This is a genomic window from Xylophilus sp. PBN-3R (assembly GCF_057747805.1).
This window is the reverse complement of record NZ_CM173225.1, coordinates 4,511,378-4,534,547: the sequence shown is the minus strand read 5'-3', so window position 1 is coordinate 4,534,547 and position 23,170 is coordinate 4,511,378. Positions and strand designations below refer to the sequence as shown.

The following is a 23,170-nucleotide window of genomic DNA, read 5'->3' as shown; positions in this document are numbered from 1 at the left end:
CCGCGGCGGAAAAAAAGCATGCACTGGTATCCCGACTCCTGGCGCCACCGCCTGGCCCGCATGAGCGCCGCCGCCAAGCCCATGGAACACGGCGAGTTCCAGCAGCGGTGGCAGGCCGAGGCCGAAAACGACCTGCGCATCGCGCAGTCGGTCGCCCTGGCACGCCACATGCCGATGGTCATCCTGAGCAACGGTCTCGGCATGCTGCTGTCGGCGATAGCAATGCTGGACCATCACCGCTGGTCGGAACTCGTCCCCATGCTGATCGGCATGACCTATCTGCTGGCACCGGTCGCCGTCAGCTGGTGGCGTCTGCGGCGTCGTGTCCGGCCGATTTCGGTGTCGCCCAACCATCTCCGGCGACAGATCGGCTATTCGGCGGTGCTGGGCGGTTTCTGGGCGGTCTGCCTGCTGTACTACCTGGGGGACAACGACGCCAGCGCCAGCACGCTCAACCTGCTTTGCGTCGCTGCGGCCGCGCTCAGCCTGGGCGCCTCGGCGACCCTGTTCGTCCTGCCCTTTGCGGCGCTGGCCTATTCGGTCCCCTTGCTGGCAGCGACACTCTTCATCAGCCTGATGCCGCACGACCCGGACACCCTGGTGCGGACGGTGCTGGTCGGCATGATCTGCTGCGGCACGCTCTGGACGCTGTGGAACAACTGGCTCAATTTCCGCGGCGTGGTCCAACTGATCCATGAAAAATCGCGTCTGCTGCACGACGCGGAAGTCACCCGTCTGGCGGAAGAGGAGTTCGTCGAGAACCTCAACCACGAAATACGCAACGCGCTCACTTCCATCATCGGGTATTTCGACGTGGCCTCGAATCCGGCGCTGATGTCGCACGAACACCAGGAGTTGATCGAACACGCCCGCGAGACCGGCGGCCTGCTGCAGGTGCTACTGAGCGACCTGCTGGATGTGGGCCGGTTGAACGCGGGCCGCACCCGCCTGGCGCTATCGCCGTTTTCCTTCAGGCACCTGGTGCGCACCTCGGTGCTGTCGGCGTCGTCGGCCATCAACGGCCGCGACCTGGTGGTGCGGCACAGCGTCGACTCGTCGGTGCCCGAAGTCCTCATCGGCGACGCCACACGCGTGCAGCAGATCCTGCTCAACCTCATCGGGAACGCCATCAAGGTGATGGAAAGCGGCACCATCACGGTCCAGGCCCGCTATCGGGGCAATTTCAACCCGCTGCTCGAGATCGTCGTGCGCGACGACGGCCCGGGCATACCGCGGGAACGGCAGCGCTCGCTTTTCAACCGGTTCGCCCGTGTTTCGGCAGTCCCCTCGTCGACCGGGCCGACGGTCGGAGGCTGGGGTCTCGGGCTGAGCATCTGCTCGGCGCTCGTCGAACTGATGCGGGGCGACATCCGCGTCAGCAGCGAGCCAGGCCACGGGGCCGCATTCACCATCCGCCTGCCGCTGCACGAGGAACGACGTCGCCTGCCGCGCGAAGAGTTCACGCAATCGGCGGTCGGACCCAGGCCGGCACTCAACTTCAACACCCTGGATGTGCTGGTGGTGGACGACACCGCTGCCAACCGCCTCATCCTGCGCAAGATGCTTCAGGCCCTGGGCTGCAATGTCGAAGTGGCGGGCAGCGGCGCCGAGGCGGTCGCCATGTGCACCGCCAAAATATTCGGCATGGTCTTCATGGACCTCGAGCTGGGTGCCATGGACGGCCTGACCGCCACCCGCCTCATCCGCGCGCTGCCGGGCGCCGGCGGCACGATGGCCATCGTCGCCATCACCGGCTTCGCATCGATGGAGCGGGCCACCGCCATCCAGGACGCCGGCATGAACGACCATGTGCTCAAGCCGGTGCGGCTGGACACGGTCGCGGCCGTGTTGCAGAAGTGGGCACGCTGAAGTCATCCGAACGCGCCGCTGCGCGATGATGGGAAGCATGTCCAAAGCTCGCCCGAACCTCTTTCCCTGGCCGCTGCCGGCGCTGCTCACCTGGGCTGCATGCTGGGTCTGCTGGCTGGGGCTGCAGGCCGTGGGTGTTCCGCCGCTGACTTCGCTTTTCACCGCGACGGCGTTGGGCGCGCTGGGTGCCTGGCCGCACTCCCGGCGCTGGCGTCGCCTGATGGTGGCTGCCGGTTATCCGCTGTCGTTCGCGGCGCTGGGTGCTGCCACCGTGCCGGCGTGGGGGTGGTTGTTGCCGCTGGCCCTCCTGGCCTGCCTGTATCCGCTGCGCACCTGGCGCGATGCGCCCCTTTTTCCCACGCCACGCGGTACCTTGAAGGGGCTTGCACAGGACGTGGTGCTGAAAGAGGGGGCCGTGGTGCTGGATGCCGGTTGCGGCCTCGGAGACGGCCTTCTTGCGCTGCGTGAAGCTTATCCCCGGGCACAACTGCGCGGCACCGAATGGAGCTGGCCCCTGCGCCTGGCCTGCGCACTGCGTTGCCCTTGGGCCCGGGTGCGGCAGGGCGACATCTGGCACGACGACTGGCGCGAGAACGACCTGGTCTACCTGTTCCAGCGACCCGAAAGCATGGGCCGCGCCGGCAGCAAGGCGGTGGTCGAACTGAAACCCGGTGCCTGGCTGGTCAGCCTCGAATTCCCGCTGCCCGAAGAGCATCCCGACCTGCGCGCGCTGCCGCCGCTGCAGGCCGGCGAAAAACCGGTCTGGGCCTACCAGCGCCGCTGATCGGCAAGCCGTTTCAGAGGGCGAAGATCTTGCCGGGGTTGAGGATGTTCAGGGGGTCCAGTGCCCGCTTCAGGGTGCGCATCACGTCGACCGCGCCGACGCCGGTTTCGTCCACCAGGAAATCCATCTTGTGCAGGCCGATGCCGTGTTCGCCGGTGCAGGTGCCCTCCAGCTTCAGCGCGCGGGCCACCAGCGAATGGCTCAGGGCTTCGGCGGTGGCGCGTTCCTCGGCGGATTCCGGGTCGATCAGGTAGCCGAAATGGAAGTTGCCGTCGCCTACGTGTCCGACCAGGAAGTATGGAATACCGCTGGCATCAGCCTCGGTCACCGAATCCAGCAGGCAGTCGGCCAGCCGTGAAATGGGCACGCAGGTATCGGTCGCCACTGCGCGGCAGCCGGGGCGCGACTGTACTGCCGCGAAATAGGCGTTGTGCCGCGCGGTCCACAGGCGGGTGCGCTCTTCGGGTGTGGTCGCCCACTCGAAGCCGTTGCCGCCGTTTCCGGCCGCCAGTTCCTGCACGACCGCCGCCTGTTCCGCCACGCCGGTCGGCGAACCGTGGAACTCCATCAGCAGCATCGGCGACTCGGGCAGGGTGAGGTTCGAATGTTTGTTCACCATCCGCACCGAGTTCACGTCGATCAGCTCGCAGCGTGCGATCGGAACACCCATCTGGATGGTCTCGATGGTGGTGCGCACCGCCGCCTCGATGCTCGGGAAAGAGCAGATGGCCGCCGACACCGCCTCCGGCAAGGGGTACAGGCGCAGCGTGATCTCGGTGACCACGCCCAGCGTGCCTTCGCTGCCCACGATCAGCCGGGTCAGGTCGTAACCGGCGGCCGACTTGCGGGCGCGCGTGCCGGTGCGGATCACCTCCGAACCGGCAGTCACCACTTCCAGCGCCAGCACGTTCTCGCGCATGGTGCCGTAGCGCACCGCGTTCGTGCCGGATGCGCGGGTTGCCGTCATGCCGCCGATGGAGGCATCGGCGCCCGGGTCGATCGGAAAGAACAGGCCGCTGTCCTTGATCTGGTCGTTGAGCTGCTTGCGGGTGATGCCGGGCTGCACCGTGACTGTCAGGTCGTCGGCGTCCAGGCGCAGCAGCTGGTTCATGCGCGAGACATCGAGGCTGATGCCGCCCTGCACCGCCAGCAACTGACCTTCCAGCGACGAACCGCTGCCGAAGGGAATCACCGGTACCGCGTGGGCAGCCGCCAGCCGGATGGTGTCGGCCACATCGGCGGTGCTTTGGGCGAACACCACCGCCTCGGGCGGTGGCACGTCGAAAGAAGACTCGTCGCGGCCATGCTGCTGTCGCACCGCATGCGCTGCCGAATACTGCGTCGGGCCGAAACGCGCCGCCAACGCGTCCAGCAGGGCGCTAGGCACCGGGCGGAGCGCCACTTCGGGCAGGAGATGGGGGGCGAGGGCGGGTGCGTTCATGGCGGCGTTCTGCGGTTGAAATCTGTCGGGGAGCTGCGCTGCTCACGCCTTACGATAGCCCCGACTTTAAAAACGAACCGAGGAGCATGCCATGGGTCATCGCCTGACGCAGATCGCCACCCGTACAGGCGACGACGGCAGTACGGGATTGGGTGACAACACCCGCGTGCCCAAGGACCACCTGCGGGTGCAGGCCATGGGTGATGTCGACGAACTCAACTCCAACATCGGCGTGCTGCTGGCCGAAACCGCACTGCCGGGCGAAGTTCGAACACTGCTGGTGGACATCCAGCACCACCTGTTCGACCTTGGCGGCGAGTTGTGCATGCCCGGCTACGAACTGCTGAAGGATGCTGCGCTGCTGCGGCTCGACGAAGCCCTGGCCGACCACAACGTCGCGCTGCCGAGGCTGGCCGAATTCATTCTCCCGGCCGGCACCCGCGCCGCCGCGCTGGCACATGTGTGCCGCACCGTCGCCCGCCGCGCCGAACGGGCCGTCGTTTCGCTGTCGAGGCAGGATGAAACGGTGCGCCCGGCGCCACGGCAATACCTCAACCGACTGAGCGATCTGCTGTTCGTGCTGGCGCGGGTGCTCAACCGGGCCGAAGGCGGCGACGACATCTACTGGAAAAGCGAGCGCCTGGCCCGGCAGGGCGCCTAGATGTCGTACTGCTCGCCGGCGTCGGCACCGTCGCCCAGCGCCTGCTCGACCACCGCGCGCACCAGCGTCGGCGCAAAACATTCGATGAACGAATAGACGTAGCCGCGCAGGTAGGCACCACGCCGCAGCGCGAGTTTGGTCAGGTTGATGCCGAACAGATGGCCCACGTCCAGCGCCCTGAGGCCGGTGTCGCGTTCGGCTTCGTAGGCAATGGAAGCCACGATGCCGACGCCCATGCCCAGTTCCACATAAGCCTTGATGACGTCCGCATCCATGGCCGACAGCACGATCTCCGGCGCCAGGCCCTGCTGGGAGAAAGCATCGTCGATGTGCGGCCGGCCGGTGAAACCGGTGTCGTAGGTGATGAGCGGATAACGCGACAGACGCTCCAGCGTCAGCGGACCGTCCAGCAGGGCATGGCCGGGCTGGACGATAGCCGAATGTGTCCACCGATAGCAGGGCAGGGCGACCAGGGTTTCGTAGCGGTCCAGCGCCTCGGTGGCGATGCCGACATCGGCCTCGCCGGCCAGCAACATCTCGGCCACCTGCTGGGGCGAGCCCTGGTGCAGGTGCAGCCGCACGTTGGGGAATTGCCGGCGGAAGTCCTGCACCGCACCAGGCAGCGCGTAACGCGCCTGAGAATGGGTGGCGGCGATCACCAGCCGGCCGCTTTTCTGCGCGACGAATTCCTGGGCGGCGGTGCGCAGGTTGCTGCTGTCCAGAAGAATGCGTTCGATCACCGGCAGCACATGCGCGCCGGGTTCGGTCATGCCGGTCAGGCGTTTGCCGGAGCGCACGAACAGCGCGATGCCCAGTTCGTCTTCCAGTTCGCGGATCTGTCGGCTGACGCCCGGCTGCGAGGTGTGCAGCGTGTGCGCGACCTCGGTGAGGTTGAAACCGCATCGCACGGCTTCGCGCACGGAGCGCAATTGCTGGAAGTTCATGGGCAGACAAGGAAATGCGGCCCGTGAAGTCCGGCCGGGCCGCATTATTCGACCCATTCCCTTCAACCCAGAACGAATAAAAAGTTGGTTTCTTATTCGTCAGGCGCGTTAAGAATCTTCAGGATGCGGCAGCCGGCGCCAGGACCGCCATGGTGATGCGAGAAGCACAGGTCATGCGGCCCTGGTCGTCCTGCATGTCGATCTGCCAGACCTGGGTGCTGCGGCCTCGATGCACCGGCCGGGCGGTGCCCGTCACCCATCCGGTCGAAACCGAGCGCAGGTGGTTGGCATTGATGTCCAGGCCGACCACCCGATGACCGGCGGCACAGCTGCAGGCCGCTGCGATCGAACCCAGGGTTTCAGCCAGCACCACCGACACGCCGCCGTGCAGGATTCCGTAGGGTTGGTGCGTTCGGCGGTCCACCGGCACCCGGCCGCGCAGGAAGTCGTCGCCGATCTCCAGGAATTCGATGCCAAGGTGTTCGATGGCGGTGTCGACGCAGCGCGCGTGCAGGTCGTCCAGGGTGAAGGGCGCGGTCCAGATGGGCATGGGTTTGAAGGTGATGAAGGCGGCGAATGCCGGACGGAAGATCCTAATGCGCCCCGGGAAGATACGCCTGCCGCACACGCCCGGATGGCATGTCCGCCGACGCCCTGGAAGACCGAGCCGGGGCATAAGGCACGGTGGGCCGCCTGGGGCCTGAAATTCCTCGTTCACATGACCCGTCGTCCCGCCCTGAAGATCACCCTGGTCGTCGTCGCCGTGCTGGCCGTCGCCGGCATCGCCGCAGCCCTGGCCATCCCCAGTGAAACCGAACTGGCGCGGCGCGCCGAGCAGGCGTTGACCGAAAAACTGGGCGTGCCGGTGCACATCGGCCGCCTGCACTGGCAACTGCTGCCGGTGCCCATGGTCGAGGTGTTCGACGCCAGCACCGAACAGGAAAAACCGGTGGTCTTGAAACACCTGGCTGCCTGGCCCCGCATCGGCCGGTTGCTGCACCGTGAGATCGCGTTCGAGCGGGTGCTGCTGGATGGCGCCACCATTCCGCAGGTGTCGGTGAAGGCCTTCGACCAGGGCGACGCAAACGGCAAGAACGACAGGAAGGACAAACCACTACGACTGGCGGAACAGGCGATACAGCGCGCCGAGTTCCACAAGGTCACCTGGATCGGCCGCCGCGAGATCCCGCTGGAGTTCGACGGCACAGTCGATTTCGACGCCGCCTGGCGACCGCACGAAGCCGCCGTCTGGCTGACCGGTTCCCAGCCGCCCGCCCGCCTGGAACTCCACCGCGTCGACGGCCAGGACCAATACAGGACCGACATCACCGTAGCCGACGGCACCTGGAACGGAACTTTGACCCTCACCCAGCCCACATCCGAAACCTGGCGCATCGCCGGGCCGCTGCAACCGCGGAACATCGACCTGCGGCTACTGCTGGAAACCTTCAAACGCAAGCCGGTGATCGCCGGTCGTGCCAATGGCGAAACCACAGTCGAAGCCCAGGGCAAGACGCTCGGCGAAATCGTGCAATCGCTCCACACCCGAACCACCTTTTCGGTCAACCCCGCCACCATCCTGCGGTTCGACCTGGACCGGGCCATCCGCAGCGTGGGCAAGGAACACCAGGGCACCACGCCGCTGCAGACGCTCACCGGTGTGCTCGACACGCAAAACGACAGCGACGGCATCGTCATGCGGTATTCGTCCCTGAAGGCGAAGTCGGGCGCACTCAGCGCCAGCGGAACGGTGGTGCTGCAGAACCGCAAGGTCGATGCAGACATCGCGGTCGATCTGGTCGACGGTGTGGTCGGTGTACCGCTCAAGATCACCGGGCCGGTGACCGATCCGACCTATAGCGTGCCGCCTGCCGCCATCGCCGGAGCCGCTGTCGGCACGGCGGTCTTGCCGGGTGTGGGCACCGCCCTCGGTGCGCGTATCGGCGATGCGCTCGGTCGCCTGTTCGGCACCGACAAGAAACCTGCCAAGAACCCCTGACTCATAGGATGACTCAGTGAAAACCGCTAGCGGCAAACCGCTCGCGCGTTCACCGGGCAAGCTACGCTCGTATCCATACGGTTTTCGTTTTCATGCAGGCAAGGGAAACACAAACCATGTACCTCAGCGAGCAACTCCTCAACCCCGATGAACGCCGCCTGCGCCTTTGCACCCAGTTCGGCGTGCAGCATGTGGTGGTAGACAACCGGGACCCCGTCCCCCCGTCCCGGCCGGTGCGCTGGGAGGCCAGCCACCTCGCTGCCTACCGGCACTGGATCGAAAGCTTCGGTCTGAAGCTCGACGTGCTCACGCTCGGCGTGGGTTCGGTGCTGATGGATTTTTTGAACGACCTACCCTCCGCCCGGCGACAGCGCGACCTGCTGGCCGACAACATCCGCCAGGCCGGTGAGGCAGGCATCGAATGCCTGCGGTATCACGTGCAACTGGCGGGCACGCCTCGCACCTCGCACCGGCCGGGCAGGGGCGGGGTGCGTTACCCGTCCTACCTGCATGCCGAAGGCATTTCGGATGATCCACGTGAAACACCGCCCGTCAACGCCAAGGCAGCCTGGTCGGCCATCGAGTTCCTGGTGGAAGGCCTTGTCGGTGCGGCAGACAAGGCCGGTGTGCGGCTGGCGTGCCTGCCGCAGAACCCGTCATTCCCGGCGGGCGGATTGAACGGCATCGAACACGTGATGGGTTCGGTCGAAGGCATGCGCAAGTTTCTGGAGCTTTCGCCCAGCCCCCACCACGGGCTGGATTTCTGCCAGGGCGCCGTGTCCGCCATGTTCACCGAACCCGCCAAGGCGCTGATACCCGTCATCGAGGAATTCGCCTCTACCGGCCGCATCTTCGTCGTGAGATTCAACAACATCCGTGGAGGTTATCTCGACTTCCAGGAAGTGTTCCCGGACGAGGGCGACGTCGATATGTTTCAGGCCCTGAAGGCCTACCAGCGCGGGGGCTATGCGGGGCCGGTCTGCGCCGAGCCTTCGCCGGTGTCCGAACTGGATCCCGATCACCAGCGTTTCGACGCGTTTTCGCTGGGATATGCCCGCGGCCTGCTGCAGGCCGCGGGGGTCTGGAGCGCGGCCAGACCCCGGCTCTGAACCTCTCTGCGCTACGGGCCGGTCAGGCCTGTGCCAGAAGGCGCTTGGCGGCCGGCTTCGCGATCCGCGGCGTGGCCGGCGGTGCAGACAGGGTGTGGGCCATTCCACCCGACAGCTGGAACTGGCCCACCACGCCGGCCAGGCGTTGCGCCTGTTCGCGCAGAGACTCGGCCGCGGCGGCCGACTGTTCCACCAGCGCGGCGTTCTGCTGGGTCATGCGGTCGATGTCGTTCACCGCATCGCTCACTTCGCCAATGCCGGTGGTCTGCTGGTTGGCCGCACTGCTGATCTCGCCGATGATGCCGCCGACCCGCTTCACACCGGCCACGATCTCTTCCATCGCCACGCCGGCGTCGCGCACCAGCTTCACGCCGCCGTCGACCGCGGTCACGCTGGTCTGGATCAAACCCTTGATCTCCTGCGCGGCCTGGGCCGAACGCTGAGCCAGGTTACGCACTTCGCTCGCCACCACCGCGAAACCGCGGCCCTGTTCACCGGCGCGGGCGGCTTCCACCGCGGCATTCAGCGCCAGGATATTGGTCTGGAAGGCGATGGAATCGATCAACGCAATGATGTCGTTGATGCGCCGGCTGGAGGTGGCGATGTCCTGCATGCTGGCCACGGCCTGCTGTACCACTTCGCCGCCACGCGTTGCCGCACCGCTGGCGGTGGTGGCCAGGGCGTGGGCGGTCTGGGCCGAAGAAGCGGTCTGCTGCACGTTGCTGCCCAGCTCCGAGATCGAAGCCACGGTCTGCTGAACGTTGCCCGCCGTGTTCTCGGTGCGGTTCGAAAGATCCTGGTTGCCGGCTGCGATTTCCTGGCTGGCGGTGGCGATGCTTTCGCTGGCATTACGCACCTGGGCCACCATCGATCCCAGGCCGTCCTGCATGCCGGCCAGCGCTTGCTGCAGGTCGGCCAGTTCATCGCGGCCTTCGACCACGATGGTCTGCGACAGATCGCCCCGCGCGATGGCCAGTGCGGCACGGCGGGCCTGCTCCAGCGGCAGGCAGATGGAACGCATGTTCATGAGTGTCAGCGGCACCACGGTGCATACCGCCACCAGTACGACGATGGCGAACAGCATCTGGATCCGCTGCGCCATGCTGCGCTGCTCGGCCAGGGTCTGTTCAATCTGGGTGCGCAGGCGGTCGTCCAGGGCGACCATGTTCTTTTCGGCTTCCTCGAACACCGCCACCGCGCGGGCGCTCATGCGGTTTGCGGTGGTGGCCGATTCATAACCGCCCGACTCCAGCTGGTTGGCCGTGGCGGTGAAGGTCTCGCGGTAACGGCCCAGGCGCTGCAGCACGTCCTTCATGGCGGTGGCGTCGTCGCCGCCGCGCTCTTCGGCGAAACGGTTGCCTGTGGCGTTGGCCTTGTCCAGTGCGGCGATCCAGCGGGTGCGAGCGGCACGCACGCCTTCCGGCTTTTCGTACTGGATGATCATGTCCTTCTCGTTGCGGCGCGCCACCGACAACGCATCCCGCATCTCGGCCATCTGGGCTGCCGCGGTCGACGAGGTGGAGACAAAGGCCTCGGCCTTCTGCTGGATGCCCGCCATGCCCAGGAAACCCGCGCCTCCGAGCACGACGACCAGACCGACCACCAGCGCGATCGCGCCGTACATGCGCATCCGGATGGTGTACCGGCGCAAGGAAAACACAGACATGGCTAATCCCCAGAGACCCAGCCGCCAACGCTCAGACGGTCGGGCTTATATGTAAGTAATTGCACATTTTGCCAACAATGTGACATCTGGATCCAATCTTTTGACTATCGATCACCGGGTGTGGATATCAAAGACCCACACCCGGCGGCACCGCCGTCACGGTCGCCAGCGCCGCAGCAACAGCGCATTGGCCATCACACTGACCGAACTCAGCGCCATGGCCGCGCCGGCCACCACCGGGCTCAGATAACCGAGCGCCGCCAGCGGAATGCCGGCGAGGTTGTACACAAAGGCCCAGAACAGGTTCTGCCGGATCTTGGCGCCGGTACGCCGCGCGATATCCAGCGCAGCGGCCACCAGCGCTGGGTCGCCCCGCATCAGCGTGATGCCCGCCGCCTGCAGCGCCACGTCGGTGCCGCCGGCCATGGCGATACCCAGGTCGGCCGCTGCCAGGGCCGGTGCGTCGTTGATGCCGTCACCCACCATCGCCACCGGGCCTGCGCTGCGTAACGCCTGCAATGCCGACACCTTGCCGGCCGGCAGCAGGCCGGCCTGCACTTCGTCAGGACGAATGCCCAGTGTGGCCGCCATGGCCAGCGCCGCTGCCGGGTTATCGCCCGACAGCAGGGCGATCTGCAGACCCCGGCTGCGCAGGCGGGCCACCGCCTCGGCAGCGCCCGGGCGGGCGGTATCGCCAAAGAAGAACAGGGCGTGCGCCAGCGTGACGGCGCCCACCTGTTCGGCCAGCACCGACATCGTGGCGCCGGCGCGTTCGCCGCTGCGGTCGGCCTCCATCGGTGGCACGCCGAGTTCCGACATCCAGCGTTCGCTGCCCAGAACGAAGGTCCGTTCGCCGACCATCGCCCGCAGGCCACGCCCGGGTTCGGCGCGCAGGTCGGTGGCTTGCGGCGGCGACACTCCGCGCTCGATAGCCGCCGACAGCACGGCACGCGCCAGCGGATGTTCGCTACCCGATTGCAAGGCTGCGGCGATGCCCAGCCATTCGTCCGGCCGTCCTTCGGCGACCTCGAAACCCAGCAGACGCGGCCGGCCCGCCGTCAGCGTGCCGGTCTTGTCGAAGGCCACGGTAGCGATGCGCCGCGCCTGTTCCAGCGCAGCGGCATCACGCACCAGGATGCCGTGGCGGGCGGCCACGCCGGTGCCGGTCATCAGCCCGGCCGGCGTGGCCAGCCCCAGCGCGCACGGGCAAGCGATCACCAGCACCGACACCGCATGCACCAGCGCCGCCTCGACACCCGCGCCCGCCAGCCACCAGCCGGCGAGGGTCAGCGCCGCGATGAGCAGCACCACCGGCACGAAGACTTCCGACACCCGGTCGACCGTGCGCTGGATGGGAGCCTTCGCCGCCTGCGCGTCTTCCACCAGACGCACCACACGCGCCAGCACCGTTTCAGCGCCGATGGCCGTCACCATCACCAGCAGGCGGCCGTCGCCATTGACCGAACCGCCAGTCACGCTGTCGCCGACCGACTTGTCGACCGGCAGGGGTTCGCCGGTCAGCATCGATTCATCGGCCTGCGAACGGCCTTCGGTGACCCGGCCATCCGCCGGAAACCGCTCGCCGGGCCGCAGCACCACGTTGTCGCCGACCAGCAGTTCGGCCACCGGCATTTCGACCTCCTTGCGACGGCGCAGCACCCTCGCGGTATCGGGCCGCAGCGCATGCAGCGCGCGTATGGCGCTGGTGGTGCGGCGTTTGGCCCGTCCTTCCAGCCACTTGCCCAGCAGCACCAGGGTGATGACGGTTGCCGAAGCCTCGAAATACAGGTGCGGCATGACACCGGCCGGCGCCCGCCACCACAACCAGAGCGACAGGCCGAAGGCGGCCGACGTGCCCAGTGCCACCAGCAGGTCCATGTTGCCGGCCCGCGCCCGCACCGCGGCCCAACCCGCACGATAGAACCGGCCGCCCAGCCCGAACTGCACCGGCGCAGCCAGCAACAGTTGCAGCCACGGCGGCAGCATGGCGTCGTGCCCGACCAGGCCCAGCCAGCCCAGCAGCATCGGCGTCATCAGCACCACGCTGACGACAGCGCCGGCCAGCACCGGCATCAGCCCCGTCCAGGGCGACACGGCAGCGGCCTCGGCTGCCTGTTGCTCGGTACGCGGTTCGTAACCCGCATCGCGCACCGCCCGGCTCAGGCGAGAGCGCCAGTCGACATCGGCCGGCGCATCGGCGGCCATGCGGATGCGCGCCGTCTCGGTCGCCAGATTGACGCTGGCCTCCGCAACGCCGGGCACCGCCATCAGCGCTTTTTCGACGCGTGCCACACACGACGCGCAGGTCATGCCGCCGATCGAGACATCCACGGGAACGGCCTGGAAGGTCGGGGAAGTCGGGGAGGGGTTCGGGTTCATACCTTCAAGACTAGACCCTCACACGGTGGCAGGGTCAACCGCTGCTCTGGTTCGCACCAGAACTTTTCATGTCTTGCGGCGACTGCCGGTTTTTTGCCTGTTCTTGGTGCAAATCCCGATGCCAAAGCTGGCACTCGAATTGCATCCTATCTCATCAAGATACCTAGGTATTTAATTGCAATACCTAAACAAAACTGGAACAGGAACCGGGATGCAGATCAACGAATACGAAAAGCTCGACGGACTGGCACTCGCCGGGCTGCTGGAAAAAGGCGAGGTCAGCTCCGGCGAACTGATGCAGGTCGCCATAGACACCGCCAGACAGCGCGCACCGCAACTCAATTGCCTGACCTACGAGCAGTACGAACAAAGCCAGGCGATTGCCGACGACTGGTCGGCCCGCGGCATTTTCCGAGGCATTCCGTTCCTGCTGAAGGACTCGGGTCTTGCCGCCAGGCGTTTCCCGTCGAGCATCGGATCGCGCCTCTTCAATGACACCCGTTATGACTTCGACGCCACGGTCGCACGGCGTTTCGAGGACTCCGGCCTGATCCCCTTTGCGCGCACCACCGTGTCGGAACTCTGCATGGGGCCGTCTACGGAAGCGGTGCGCAACCAGGGCCTGACGATCAACCCGTGGGACGCCAGCCGGTCGGTTGGCGGCTCCAGCGGCGGCGCGGCATCCGCGGTCGCCGCGCGCCTGGTGCCGGTCGCACACGGCAGCGACGGCGGTGGTTCGATCCGCATCCCTGCCGCCTGCTGCGGTGTCTACGGCCTGAAGCCCTCACGCGGCCGGGTGCCGATGGGGCCGTCGCGCGGCGAAGGCTGGGGCGGCATGGCATCGGACGGCGTGCTGAGCATCAGCGTGCGCGACTCCGCTGCCGCCATGGACGGCATCGCCGGCTACGACGCCGGCTCGCCCTACGCCGCGCCGCCGCAACCGCGCCCGTTCCTGGCCGCCGTGCAGGAACAGGCCGTGCGCCCGCTGCGCATTGCCGTCCTGCGCGAAGCCTGGAACGGCATCGCCATCGCCCCCGAATGCCTGGCCGCCGCCGAACACACGGCAGAACTGTGCCGCGCGCTCGGCCACACCGTCATCGACGCTGCATTGCCGGCCATCGATTACGAAGGTTTCGTGCGCGCCCATGGCCGGGTGCTGGCCACCAACATCACGCTGGCGGTGGACGCCAAGCTGGCCGTTTCCGGCCGCGCACCCACGGCCGAGGACCTGGAGCCCGTTCTGCTCGACGGCTACGCCATCGGCAAGACGCTGAGCGCCGGCCAGTACGTCGATTCGATCAATCGGTTCCATGCCATCGGCCGCGCCTTCGCCGCCACCATGACGGCGCTGGATTGCGACGTGATCCTCACGCCGACGCTCACCCAGCTGCCGGCCAGACAGGGCTACCTGGCGCTCGACGCCTGCGGTTTCTGGGACTTTCGTGCCCGGGTTTCGCGCTACGCCACCTTCCTCGCCGTCATCAACGCATCGGGCCAGCCCGCCGCCAGCCTGCCGCTGTCATGGACCGCCGACGACCTGCCGGTCTGCAGCCAGCTGATCGGCCGCTTCGGCGAGGAAGACCTGCTGCTGGCGCTGTCCGCCCAGTTGGAACGCGCTGCGCCGTGGGCCCACCGCATTCCGGATTTCGCTTCCGTCTCCGCTTCCGTTTCTGTCTGAAGTTTCCGATTCACCGAAAGGACCCGACATGAAAAGACTGATCGCCTCACTGGCCTGCGCCGCCGCCTTCGTCCTGCCGATGTTCGCCGCTGCCCAGGGCACCGCCCGCATCGTGCTGCACGCACCGCTGCGGGTGCTGGACCCGGTGCTGACCAACGCCTACATCACCCGCAACCACGGCTACCTGGTGTACGACACGTTGTTCGCCATGGATGCATCGGCCACTCCCCAGCCCGAGATGGTCGAAAGCTGGAAGGTATCGCCAGACAAATTGATCTACAGCTTCGTGCTGCGCAAGGGACTCAGGTTCCACGACGGCAGCCCGGTCACCGGTGAAGACGTCATCGCATCGCTGCAACGCTGGGGCCAGCGCGACCCCATGGGCACCCGGCTGCTGGGCGTCACCGAGAAGATGGACAGCAGCGCGCCGGACAGCTTCGCGATTCACCTCAAGAAGCCTTTCGGCCTGCTGATCGAAGCGCTGGCCAAGCAGGGCTCGCCGGTGCCTTTCATCATGCCGAAACGCATCGCTTCCACACCGGCATCGACCGCCATCACCGAAGTGATCGGCTCCGGCCCCTACCGCTTCGTGGCCGCAGACTTCCAGCCCGGCGTCAAGGCGACCTATCTCAAGTACGCCGACTACCAGCCGCGCAAGGAACCCGCCAGCGGATTCGCCGGCGGCAAGGTGGCACTGGCCGACCGCATCGAACTGGTCAACATCCCCGACAGCCAGACCGCCATCAACGCGCTGCGCACAGGCGAGATCGACTTCGTCGAAGACGTGCCGCCCGACCTCATGCCGCAACTCGAAGGCGTGAAGGGGGTGGCCATCAAGGCCTACGGCAAGAACAGCAATGCCTTCACCCTGCGCATGAACTGGGCACAGCCGCCTTTCAACAACGTCAAGGTGCGGCGCGCCGCGCTGCTGGCGCTCAACCAGGTGGACTACCTGGAAGCCCAGATCGGCGACGCCAGGCTCTACCAGGTGTGCGGCGCAGTGCTGACCTGCATCTCGGGTTACGCCACCGAAGACGGCGCCACCCAGACCAAGGCGCCCGACCTGGCGAAAGCCAAGGCCGCGCTGAAGGAAAGCGGCTACGACGGCACCAGGGTCGTCGTGCTGCATCCCACCGACCTGCCCATCCTGAACAGCTTCGCGTCGGTCACCGCCCAGGCACTGCGCAGCATCGGCATGAACGTCGACATCCAGTCGATGGACTGGACCACGCTGCTGGCGCGCCGCACCAAGAAAGACCCGGTCGACAAGAGCGGCTGGAGCATCTTCCATTCGAGCTTCAGCAGCCTGGACCTGATCAGCCCGGTCATCAATCCCAACCTCGACGGCCGGGGCGACACCGGTTACGTGGGCTGGAGCAGGAACGACAGCATGGAAGCCCTGCGCGACCAGTTCGCCGAGGAATCCGACCCCACCAAAAAGAAGATCCTGGCCGCCGCCATCCAGAAGCTGAGCTACGAACAGGTGTTCTTCGTGCCGCTGGGCGGCTACTCCAAGTTCAAGGGCTACGACGGCAAGTTCGCCGCCATGGTCGACGCACCGCTGCCCCTGTTCTGGGCCGGCGGCAAGAAGTAAAAACAACCGAGGTCTGACCCATGTTCGGCTTGATCCTCCGGCGCCTGCTCGCGGCCATTCCCATCATGCTCATCGTCGCCACGGTGGTGTTTCTGCTGCTGCGGCTGGCACCGGGCGATCCGGCCCGTGTCATCGCGGGAGACATGGCCAGCGAAGAGGCCATCGCCGCCATCCGCGCCGACATGGGACTCGACCAGTCGCTGCCGGTGCAATACCTGCGCTGGATGGGTGCGCTAGTGCGTGGCGACCTGGGCCATTCGGTGTTGTCCAAACAGCCCGTCACCCAGCTCATATCGGCCCGGCTGGGACCCACCATGTCGCTGGCTTTCTCGGCCATCGCACTCACCATATTGACGGCCGTGCCGCTGGGTGTGCTGTCGGCATGGCGGCATAAAAAACCCATCGACCGCGGCATCATGGCCGGCGCGGTGCTGGCGTTCTCGGTGCCGGCATTCGTCATCGGTTACCTGCTGATCCTGGTGTTCTCGGTGCAGCTCGGCTGGCTGCCGGTGCAGGGTTATTCACCGCTGGCCGACGGCCTGGGCGAATACGCCAGCCACCTGGTGCTGCCCACCATCACGCTGGCCACGGTGTTCGTGGCGCTCATCACGCGTATCACCCGCGCCAGCATGCTCGACATCCTGGGCGAGGACTTCGTGCGCACCGCGCGGGCCAAGGGCGTCACCGAGAAGTACGTGCTTTTCCGCCATGCGCTGCGCAATGCGGCGGTGCCCATCGTCACCATCATCGGTGTCGCCATCACCACGCTGATCAGCGGCGTGGTGGTCACCGAAACCATCTTCAACATCTCCGGCGTGGGCCGGCTGATCGTCGATTCGGTGCTGGCCCGCGACTATCCGGTGGTACAGGGAACCATCCTCTTCTTCTCGTTCATCTATGTCTTCATCAACCTGGTGATCGACATGGCGTACGTGCTGCTCGACCCGCGCATCCGCTACTGATCCCGGGAGAACACAACATGCCCAAACCCAGATTCCAGACCCTGCGCCGCATGGCCCTCGCCGTGCTGCGCGACCCGGTGATGCTCGGCTCCTTCATGCTGCTGGTGCTGCTGGTGGCGGCCTCGGCCTGCGCACCCTGGATCGTCCAGCACGATCCCGCATCGCTGGTGCCGCGATCACGCCTAAAGCCTTCCAGCGAAACCTACTGGCTGGGCACCGATTCGCTCGGCCGCGACCTGTTCGCGCGTGTGCTCTACGGCGGCCGCCTGTCCATCACCCTGGCCGCGCTGGTCAGCATCATCTCGGTCGCCATCGGCCTGGTGATCGGCCTGGCCGCAGGTTACTTCCGCAGGCTCGACGCGGTCGTCATGCGGCTGATGGACGGCATCATGGCCATCCCCGGACTGCTGCTGGCCGTGGCCATGGTGGCGCTGGGCGGCGCCAACATCGTGACCATGGTGTCGGCCATCGCCATTCCGGAGATTCCCCGCATCGCCCGGCTGGTGCGCAGCGTGGTGCTGTCGGTGCGAGAAGAGCCCTATGTGGAGGCCTCGCTCGGCATGGGCACGCCGATGCACAAGGTGCTGTGGTTCCATATCGTTCCCAGCACCATCAATCCTCTGGTGGTGCAGGCCACCTTCGTCTGCGCCGCAGCCATCCTGACCGAAGCGGTGCTCGGTTTCCTGGGCCTGGGTTTCCCGCCCGAGATTCCGAGCCTGGGCAGCATCATTGCCGAGGGCCGGCCGTACTTCCAGCGTGCCCCGTGGATCGTGCTGTACCCCGGCATCTTCCTGGCGCTGCTGATCCTGGCGGTGAACATGTTCGGCGACGCCCTGCGCGACCGCCTCGATCCGCGGCTGGCCCGCAAGACCAGGGGTTGAACCCATGACAACCACCACTACCGCACCCGTGCTGGAGATCCGCGACCTCAAGGTGCGGCTGCCCGGCCAGGGCGACCGCCGCTACGCCTGCGAAGACATCACCCTCACCGTCGGCCGGCGCGAAATCGTCTGCATCGTCGGCGAATCCGGCTCCGGCAAATCGGTTACCGCGGCCGCCGTCATGGGACTGCTGCCCAAGGGTGTCCTGACCCTCGAGTCCGGCCAGATCCTGCTGGCCGGCCAGGACATCGCCCACGCACGGTTGAACGAACTTCAGAAGCTGCGCGGCAACCGCATGGCGATGATCTTCCAGGAGCCGATGACGGCCCTGAATCCGCTGATGAAGGTCGGCGACCAGATCGCCGAGATCTACCAGTTCCACCAGGCCGACCTGGGCCGGGAAGCGGTCGAGCGGAAGGTGCTGGCGCTGCTGGCCGACGTGCGCCTGCCGTCGCCCGCAACCCTGCGCCACGCCTATCCGCACCAGCTGTCCGGCGGACAACGCCAGCGGGTGATGATCGCCATGGCGCTCGCCATGGAACCCGGCCTGATCATTGCCGACGAACCCACCACCGCACTCGACGTGACATCGCAGGCGCAGGTGCTGCGGCTGCTGGGCGAACTGCGCGGCAAACACGACAACGGCGTGCTGTTCATCACCCACGACTTCGACGTGGTGGACGAGATCGCCGACCGCGTGATCGTCATGCAGTCGGGCCGCATCGTGGAGAGCGGCACGGCGAAAGAAGTGCTGAAGAACCCGCAGCACGAATACACAAGAAAGCTGCTGGCCGCAGTGCCGCGTGGCGATTTCCGGGCCGAAGCACTGCCGACGCAACCGGCTTCGAAACCGGTGCTGGAGGTCAAGCAGCTGACCATGCGTTTCGAGACCGGCGCCATATTCAAGTCGCGCCGCCGGGTGGTCAACGCACTGGCCGGTGTATCGCTGCAACTGGCACACGGCGAGACGCTGGGTGTGGTCGGTGAATCGGGCTCCGGAAAGACCACGCTCGGCCGTTGCCTGGCCCGCATCGTGCAGCCGACGTCCGGCAGGATATTGCTCGATGGCGCCGACATCGCGTCGATGTCTGCAAGCCAATGGCGGGGCAATTGCAAACGGGTGCAGATGGTGTTCCAGGACCCTTTCCGCTCCTTCAACCCGCGCGCCACCATCGAACGATCACTGGCCGAAGGGCCGCTGAATTTCGGCGCGCCGCCGGATGTGGTGAAACGCCGCATGAAGGAAATGCTGGCGCTGGTGTCCATCCCCGAAAGCGCTCTGCAACGTTTCCCGCATGAGTTTTCCGGCGGCCAGCGCCAGCGCATTTCCATCGCCCGCGCGCTGATGATGGAACCCGAAATCCTGGTGGCCGACGAAGCCGTCTCTGCCCTCGACGTGTCGGTGCAGGCGCAGATCCTCGACCTGTTCGAGGACGTGCGTGCAAGGCTCGGACTGAGCATCGTTTTCATCACCCACGACCTGCGCGTGGCCGCCCGCCTGTGCCACCGAATCGCGGTGATGCAGCGCGGCGAGGTGGTCGAGATCGGCGCCGCGCGCCAGGTGTTCGAGCGTCCGCAACATGCCTACACCCGCGAGTTGCTGGCGGCCATTCCGGGGCAGGGCCGGCTGGCCGGTGCGCCGGTCGAACGGGAGACCGCGTGAGCTTTCAAACCCACATCGCGCTGCTGTCCGAAACCGCCAATCTCGGCTACTTCGCACCGCTGCTGGAAACCGCCTTGCCGGGCTCCGAAGTCTCCGTCTGGCCCGACCCGCGCTGCCTGCAGGCCGAGGTCGCCGTGTGCTGGAACACCACGCCCGGCCTGTATGGGCAGATGCCGAAACTGAAACTCGTCCACAGCATCGCTGCCGGTGTCGACAACGTGGTCGCAGGACAGGAACTGCGAGGCCTTCCGGTGTGCCGTGTGGTCGACCCGGACCTGGCGCAGGGCATGGTGGAGTACGTGATGTGGGCCGTGCTGTATTTCCACCGCAACCTCGACCGCGCCATGACCCAGCAAAAGGACCATGTCTGGAAACGCCCGCCGCTCAAACGCGCTGCCGACTTCCGTGTCGGCGTGATGGGTCTGGGTGAACTCGGCAGCAAGGTGGCGACCGCGCTGAGCGGCTTCGGTTATCCGGTCGGCGGCTGGGCCCGCAGTGCGCGCGAACTGCCCGGCATCACCACTTACGCGGGAGCGGAAACTTTCGACACCTTCCTCGGCCGGAGCGATGTGCTGGTCAACCTGCTGCCGCTGACCGACGCCACACGCGGCATCCTGGGCAAAGCCACTTTCGACGCCTTGCCGAAGGGCGCGGCCATCATCGGTTGTGGCCGCGGCGAACACCTCCTCGAAGCCGACCTGGCCGACGCACTGGCCACCGGGCAACTGCGCGGCGCGGTTCTCGATGTCTTCGCACAGGAACCGCTACCTGCCGACAACCCGCTGTGGCACATGCCCGGCGTGCTCGTCACGCCCCACATGGCCACCATGGCCGCGCCGGCCGTCATCGTGCAGCAGGTGGCGGAAAACATTCGCCGCCTCCATTCGTACCGGCCCCTGCGTAATGCCGTCGATACGGCACGCGGCTATTGAACAAAACCATCCCGATAACAGCGTTCAGAAGGTTCCACATGGCCCACATCGACATGCTCCCCGAAGACCCCGCCTTCACCATCCCGACCGGCGCACCGGCACCGCTCGATCCGCAGATCGCCGACTTTCTGCGCCTCATGGCGGCCGACGCATCGAAGTACCCGCGCCGCGACACCCTCTCCATCGAGGCCGGTCGCGAGATCGCCGAAAAAGTGCGCGCTCCCTGGGCCCTGGGCGGCCCGGACATGGCCGACACCGTCGAGCACCAGGTGCCCACCCGCCATGGCGACATCCTGGTGCGGGTTCACTACCCGCAGGAACGCAAGCTGCCCGGCGCGTTCGTCTACATCCACGGCGGCGGTTTTGTGCTGTTCAGCATCAACACCCACGACCGCCTGATGCGTGAATATGCGGACCGGACCGGTATCGTGGTGATCGGCATCGAATACACCCGCGCGCCCGACGCCAGGTTTCCGCAACCGCTGGAGGAATGCGTCGACGTGTTGCGCTGGACGGCCGCGCAGGCAGAGCTGCTCGACATCGATGCGGGCCAGCTTTTCATCGGCGGCGACTCGGCCGGCGCCAACCTGTCGATGGGCACCTGCCTGACCCTGCGCGACGAAGGTCAGGCCACGCTCATCAAGGGTGTGGTGCTGAACTACGGCGGCTTCGGCAGCAACCTGTTCCGCAATTCGGTGGTGCGTTACGGCGCGGGCGACTACGGCCTGTCGCTGCACATGATGATCTGGTTCCGCGGCATGCATATCGCTCGCGGCCAGGACTTCTTCGACCCGCGTGTGGACATCCTGCGGGCCGACCTGCGCGGCCTGCCGCCGGCCTGGATGGTGATTACCGAATGCGACCCGCTACACGACGACAGCATCGAGCTGGAACGCAAGTTCAGGGAGGCCGGCGTCGCGGTTCAGGCCAAGGTCTACAAGGGCACGGCCCATAGTTTTCTGGAGGCAGTTTCCATTGCCGACGTGGCCGGCGTGGCCTTCGACGACACCGCCCGCTGGCTGCAGCGGCAGGCCGGAATCTGAGACCGCCATGTACACACCCAAGGCCTATGTCGAAGCCGACCGGCAGGTGCTGTTCGACAGCATGCGCGCCTGGAGTTTCGCCACCCTGGTGACGTCGGTGCAGGGCGTCTGCAATGCCACGCATCTGCCCTTCTTGCTGGATGTGGACGATGCCGGCGAAGCGGTGCTGACCACTCATTTCGCCCGAGCCAACGCGCAGCTGAAGGACATCCAGGCCGGCGCGCAGGCGCTGGTCGTCTTCCAGGGACCGCATGCGTTCATTTCGCCCAGCTGGTACACCAACCAGCTGACCTTCCCGACCTGGAACTACACCGCCATCCATGCGCGTGGCCGACCCGAACTGGTCGAAGACACGGCCGGCGTGCGGGCCGTGCTGGACCGCACGGTCGCGTTTTACGACACGCCGCTGGGCGGCAGCTGGAGGTTCCCGGACATGCCGGCCGAATTGACCGCATCACGGTTGCGGGCGATCGTGGCCCTGCGTATTCCGGTGGCCGGACTGGAGGGAAAATTCAAGCTGAACCAGGACAAGTCGGTAGACGACCGGCGCAGTGTCATCGCCGCGCTCGAGGCGCTCGCCGAAACATCGGGCTTGGCGGTCGCCGGCCTGATGCGCGAACATCCCGACCTGGCAAGCTGATTCTTCTTTGTTTTTTCACGTCTTCGAGGACACCCCATGAACCTGGCCGATATCCCCGCGCCGCTTGAACTTTCGCCGCATGCGCCGGCTCCCGTGGCTCTGCCGGTGAAGACCGAAGCCGAGGTGCGCCGCGATCTGGCGACCTTGTACCGGCTGATCGCCGCGTTTCGCATGACGGACATCATCGATACGCACATCAGCGTTAGGGTGCCCGGTACTGCCGATCATTTCCTCATCAACCGTTATGGCGTTCTGTTCAACGAGATGCGGCCCGAGGATCTGGTGAAGATCGATTTCGACGGGCGGCCGGTCGATCCGGGCGACGAAGACCAGAACCGGGTGAATGCTGCCGGGTTCACCATCCATTCGGCCGTGCATATGGCCCGGCATGACCTGGCTTGCGTGGTGCATACGCACACGGCCGACGGTATCGCGGTGGCTTGCCAGGAAGATGGGTTGTTGCCCTTGAACCAGCATGCGCTGCGGTTTTATGGCCGGCTCGGTTATCACGAATACGAAGGCATCGCGCTGGATCTTGAAGAGCGGGAACGTCTGGTGGCCAATCTCGGGTCGCATCGGGCGATGATTCTGCGAAGCCACGGGCTGCTGGCGGGTGGCCGCACGATCGCCGAGGCTTTCGTCAATATTTACTTTCTGGAGCGGGCTTGCCAGATTCAGACCCGTGCTCTGGCGGGAGGCGGTCGGTTGATTCGCCCGTCCGTTGAAGTCTGTGAGAGGACTGCTGCGCAGTGGGATCGGCCTACTTCACTGCTTTATTGCGAGCGGGTCTGGAACGCGGCTGTCCGGATGCTTTGAGTTTTTCTTTTATCTCCGCTCCGTGATCTCTGCTTCGTTCTGTTTTTCCGTATTCCACCCCTACCGAGTAGTGGAAAGAACCACCGGAACGAAGCAAAGATAATCCCAA

The 23,170-nt window shown here is 66.1% G+C and carries 19 protein-coding genes; 14 read left to right on the top strand and 5 right to left on the bottom strand.

Translation table 11 applies throughout. The features are described 5' to 3' along the window. The first annotated feature begins 18 nt into the window (after positions 1–18). Both AC3ANW_RS21530 and AC3ANW_RS21525 read left to right on the top strand, forming a co-directional pair. A complete protein-coding gene (locus tag AC3ANW_RS21530; protein WP_488342865.1) occupies positions 19–1,869 on the top strand; it encodes a sensor histidine kinase in 1,851 nt (616 codons plus the stop codon). 37 nt (positions 1,870–1,906) lie between these two features. Next, positions 1,907–2,653 carry a class I SAM-dependent methyltransferase gene (locus AC3ANW_RS21525; protein WP_488342864.1) on the top strand — a complete coding sequence of 249 codons (747 nt, stop codon included), beginning with the start codon at positions 1,907–1,909 and terminating at the stop codon, positions 2,651–2,653. A gap of 13 nt (positions 2,654–2,666) precedes the next feature. On the opposite strand, the gene AC3ANW_RS21520 is transcribed toward AC3ANW_RS21525, so the two are convergent. Then, positions 2,667–4,094, bottom strand: a complete 1,428-nt coding sequence (locus AC3ANW_RS21520) for an FAD-binding oxidoreductase (protein WP_488342863.1) — start codon at positions 4,092–4,094, stop codon at positions 2,667–2,669. A 91-nt stretch (positions 4,095–4,185) separates the two neighbouring features. Here AC3ANW_RS21520 and AC3ANW_RS21515 point away from each other — a divergent pair, with 91 nt between their 5' ends. Then, positions 4,186–4,755: a cob(I)yrinic acid a,c-diamide adenosyltransferase gene (locus AC3ANW_RS21515; protein ID WP_488342862.1), complete on the top strand. Its 570-nt coding sequence runs from the start codon at positions 4,186–4,188 to the stop codon at positions 4,753–4,755. Here AC3ANW_RS21515 and AC3ANW_RS21510 read toward each other — a convergent pair. Further along, the gene (locus AC3ANW_RS21510; protein ID WP_488342861.1) at positions 4,752–5,699 is read right to left on the bottom strand and encodes a CysB family HTH-type transcriptional regulator; all 948 of its coding nucleotides are present in this window, start codon (positions 5,697–5,699) and stop codon (positions 4,752–4,754) included. The two genes, AC3ANW_RS21515 and AC3ANW_RS21510, sit on opposite strands and share 4 nt — an antisense overlap. Positions 5,700–5,817: 118 nt before the next feature. Beyond that, the gene (locus tag AC3ANW_RS21505) at positions 5,818–6,249 is read right to left on the bottom strand and encodes a hotdog fold thioesterase (RefSeq protein WP_488342860.1); all 432 of its coding nucleotides are present in this window, start codon (positions 6,247–6,249) and stop codon (positions 5,818–5,820) included. 168 nt (positions 6,250–6,417) lie between these two features. Between AC3ANW_RS21505 and AC3ANW_RS21500 the strand changes: the two genes are divergently transcribed. After that, positions 6,418–7,698, top strand: a complete 1,281-nt coding sequence (locus tag AC3ANW_RS21500) for a hypothetical protein (RefSeq protein WP_488342859.1) — start codon at positions 6,418–6,420, stop codon at positions 7,696–7,698. Between the two features lie 116 nt (positions 7,699–7,814). After that, positions 7,815–8,807, top strand: coding sequence for a mannonate dehydratase (locus AC3ANW_RS21495; protein ID WP_488342858.1), 993 nt, complete (start codon positions 7,815–7,817; stop codon positions 8,805–8,807). Between the two features lie 22 nt (positions 8,808–8,829). Here the strand turns inward: AC3ANW_RS21495 and AC3ANW_RS21490 are convergent, their stop codons facing one another. After that, positions 8,830–10,473: a methyl-accepting chemotaxis protein gene (locus tag AC3ANW_RS21490; protein ID WP_488342857.1), complete on the bottom strand. Its 1,644-nt coding sequence runs from the start codon at positions 10,471–10,473 to the stop codon at positions 8,830–8,832. 156 nt (positions 10,474–10,629) lie between these two features. Then, positions 10,630–12,852: a heavy metal translocating P-type ATPase gene (locus AC3ANW_RS21485; RefSeq protein WP_488342856.1), complete on the bottom strand. Its 2,223-nt coding sequence runs from the start codon at positions 12,850–12,852 to the stop codon at positions 10,630–10,632. A gap of 211 nt (positions 12,853–13,063) precedes the next feature. On the opposite strand from AC3ANW_RS21485, the gene AC3ANW_RS21480 reads away from it, so the two are divergent. From AC3ANW_RS21480 to AC3ANW_RS21440, 9 genes are read left to right on the top strand one after another with little or no spacing between them, the layout of a single operon-like run. Beyond that, complete coding sequence (locus AC3ANW_RS21480; protein WP_488342855.1) at positions 13,064–14,530, top strand: amidase; 1,467 nt, start codon at positions 13,064–13,066, stop codon at positions 14,528–14,530. Positions 14,531–14,558: 28 nt separating this feature from the next. Next, a complete protein-coding gene (locus tag AC3ANW_RS21475) occupies positions 14,559–16,124 on the top strand; it encodes an ABC transporter substrate-binding protein (RefSeq protein WP_488342854.1) in 1,566 nt (521 codons plus the stop codon). Positions 16,125–16,144: 20 nt separating this feature from the next. Next, complete coding sequence (locus AC3ANW_RS21470) at positions 16,145–17,086, top strand: ABC transporter permease (RefSeq protein ID WP_488342853.1); 942 nt, start codon at positions 16,145–16,147, stop codon at positions 17,084–17,086. 17 nt (positions 17,087–17,103) lie between these two features. Beyond that, positions 17,104–17,967: an ABC transporter permease gene (locus tag AC3ANW_RS21465; protein WP_488342852.1), complete on the top strand. Its 864-nt coding sequence runs from the start codon at positions 17,104–17,106 to the stop codon at positions 17,965–17,967. Between the two features lie 4 nt (positions 17,968–17,971). Further along, on the top strand, positions 17,972–19,630 hold the full coding sequence (locus AC3ANW_RS21460; protein ID WP_488342851.1) for a dipeptide ABC transporter ATP-binding protein: 1,659 nt from the start codon (positions 17,972–17,974) through the stop codon (positions 19,628–19,630). Beyond that, a complete protein-coding gene (locus AC3ANW_RS21455; protein ID WP_488342850.1) occupies positions 19,627–20,562 on the top strand; it encodes a 2-hydroxyacid dehydrogenase in 936 nt (311 codons plus the stop codon). The genes AC3ANW_RS21460 and AC3ANW_RS21455 overlap by 4 nt, the downstream gene beginning before the upstream one ends. A gap of 38 nt (positions 20,563–20,600) precedes the next feature. Further along, positions 20,601–21,605, top strand: coding sequence for an alpha/beta hydrolase fold domain-containing protein (locus AC3ANW_RS21450; RefSeq protein WP_488342849.1), 1,005 nt, complete (start codon positions 20,601–20,603; stop codon positions 21,603–21,605). Between the two features lie 7 nt (positions 21,606–21,612). Next, on the top strand, positions 21,613–22,245 hold the full coding sequence (locus AC3ANW_RS21445) for an FMN-binding negative transcriptional regulator (RefSeq protein ID WP_488342848.1): 633 nt from the start codon (positions 21,613–21,615) through the stop codon (positions 22,243–22,245). A gap of 36 nt (positions 22,246–22,281) precedes the next feature. Continuing rightward, complete coding sequence (locus tag AC3ANW_RS21440) at positions 22,282–23,061, top strand: class II aldolase/adducin family protein (RefSeq protein ID WP_488342847.1); 780 nt, start codon at positions 22,282–22,284, stop codon at positions 23,059–23,061. Positions 23,062–23,170: the final 109 nt, after the last annotated feature.

Excerpts from the sequence above, each read along its gene's own strand:
- AC3ANW_RS21530 (WP_488342865.1), top strand. The coding sequence starts at position 19 with ATGCACTGGTATCCCGACTCCTGGCGCCACCGCCTGGCCCGCATGAGC.
- AC3ANW_RS21525 (WP_488342864.1), top strand. The coding sequence starts at position 1,907 with ATGTCCAAAGCTCGCCCGAACCTCTTTCCCTGGCCGCTGCCGGCGCTG.
- AC3ANW_RS21520 (WP_488342863.1), bottom strand. The coding sequence starts at position 4,094 with ATGAACGCACCCGCCCTCGCCCCCCATCTCCTGCCCGAAGTGGCGCTC.
- AC3ANW_RS21515 (WP_488342862.1), top strand. The coding sequence starts at position 4,186 with ATGGGTCATCGCCTGACGCAGATCGCCACCCGTACAGGCGACGACGGC.
- AC3ANW_RS21510 (WP_488342861.1), bottom strand. The coding sequence starts at position 5,699 with ATGAACTTCCAGCAATTGCGCTCCGTGCGCGAAGCCGTGCGATGCGGT.
- AC3ANW_RS21505 (WP_488342860.1), bottom strand. The coding sequence starts at position 6,249 with ATGCCCATCTGGACCGCGCCCTTCACCCTGGACGACCTGCACGCGCGC.
- AC3ANW_RS21500 (WP_488342859.1), top strand. The coding sequence starts at position 6,418 with ATGACCCGTCGTCCCGCCCTGAAGATCACCCTGGTCGTCGTCGCCGTG.
- AC3ANW_RS21495 (WP_488342858.1), top strand. The coding sequence starts at position 7,815 with ATGTACCTCAGCGAGCAACTCCTCAACCCCGATGAACGCCGCCTGCGC.
- AC3ANW_RS21490 (WP_488342857.1), bottom strand. The coding sequence starts at position 10,473 with ATGTCTGTGTTTTCCTTGCGCCGGTACACCATCCGGATGCGCATGTAC.
- AC3ANW_RS21485 (WP_488342856.1), bottom strand. The coding sequence starts at position 12,852 with ATGAACCCGAACCCCTCCCCGACTTCCCCGACCTTCCAGGCCGTTCCC.
- AC3ANW_RS21480 (WP_488342855.1), top strand. The coding sequence starts at position 13,064 with ATGCAGATCAACGAATACGAAAAGCTCGACGGACTGGCACTCGCCGGG.
- AC3ANW_RS21475 (WP_488342854.1), top strand. The coding sequence starts at position 14,559 with ATGAAAAGACTGATCGCCTCACTGGCCTGCGCCGCCGCCTTCGTCCTG.
- AC3ANW_RS21470 (WP_488342853.1), top strand. The coding sequence starts at position 16,145 with ATGTTCGGCTTGATCCTCCGGCGCCTGCTCGCGGCCATTCCCATCATG.
- AC3ANW_RS21465 (WP_488342852.1), top strand. The coding sequence starts at position 17,104 with ATGCCCAAACCCAGATTCCAGACCCTGCGCCGCATGGCCCTCGCCGTG.
- AC3ANW_RS21460 (WP_488342851.1), top strand. The coding sequence starts at position 17,972 with ATGACAACCACCACTACCGCACCCGTGCTGGAGATCCGCGACCTCAAG.
- AC3ANW_RS21450 (WP_488342849.1), top strand. The coding sequence starts at position 20,601 with ATGGCCCACATCGACATGCTCCCCGAAGACCCCGCCTTCACCATCCCG.
- AC3ANW_RS21445 (WP_488342848.1), top strand. The coding sequence starts at position 21,613 with ATGTACACACCCAAGGCCTATGTCGAAGCCGACCGGCAGGTGCTGTTC.
- AC3ANW_RS21440 (WP_488342847.1), top strand. The coding sequence starts at position 22,282 with ATGAACCTGGCCGATATCCCCGCGCCGCTTGAACTTTCGCCGCATGCG.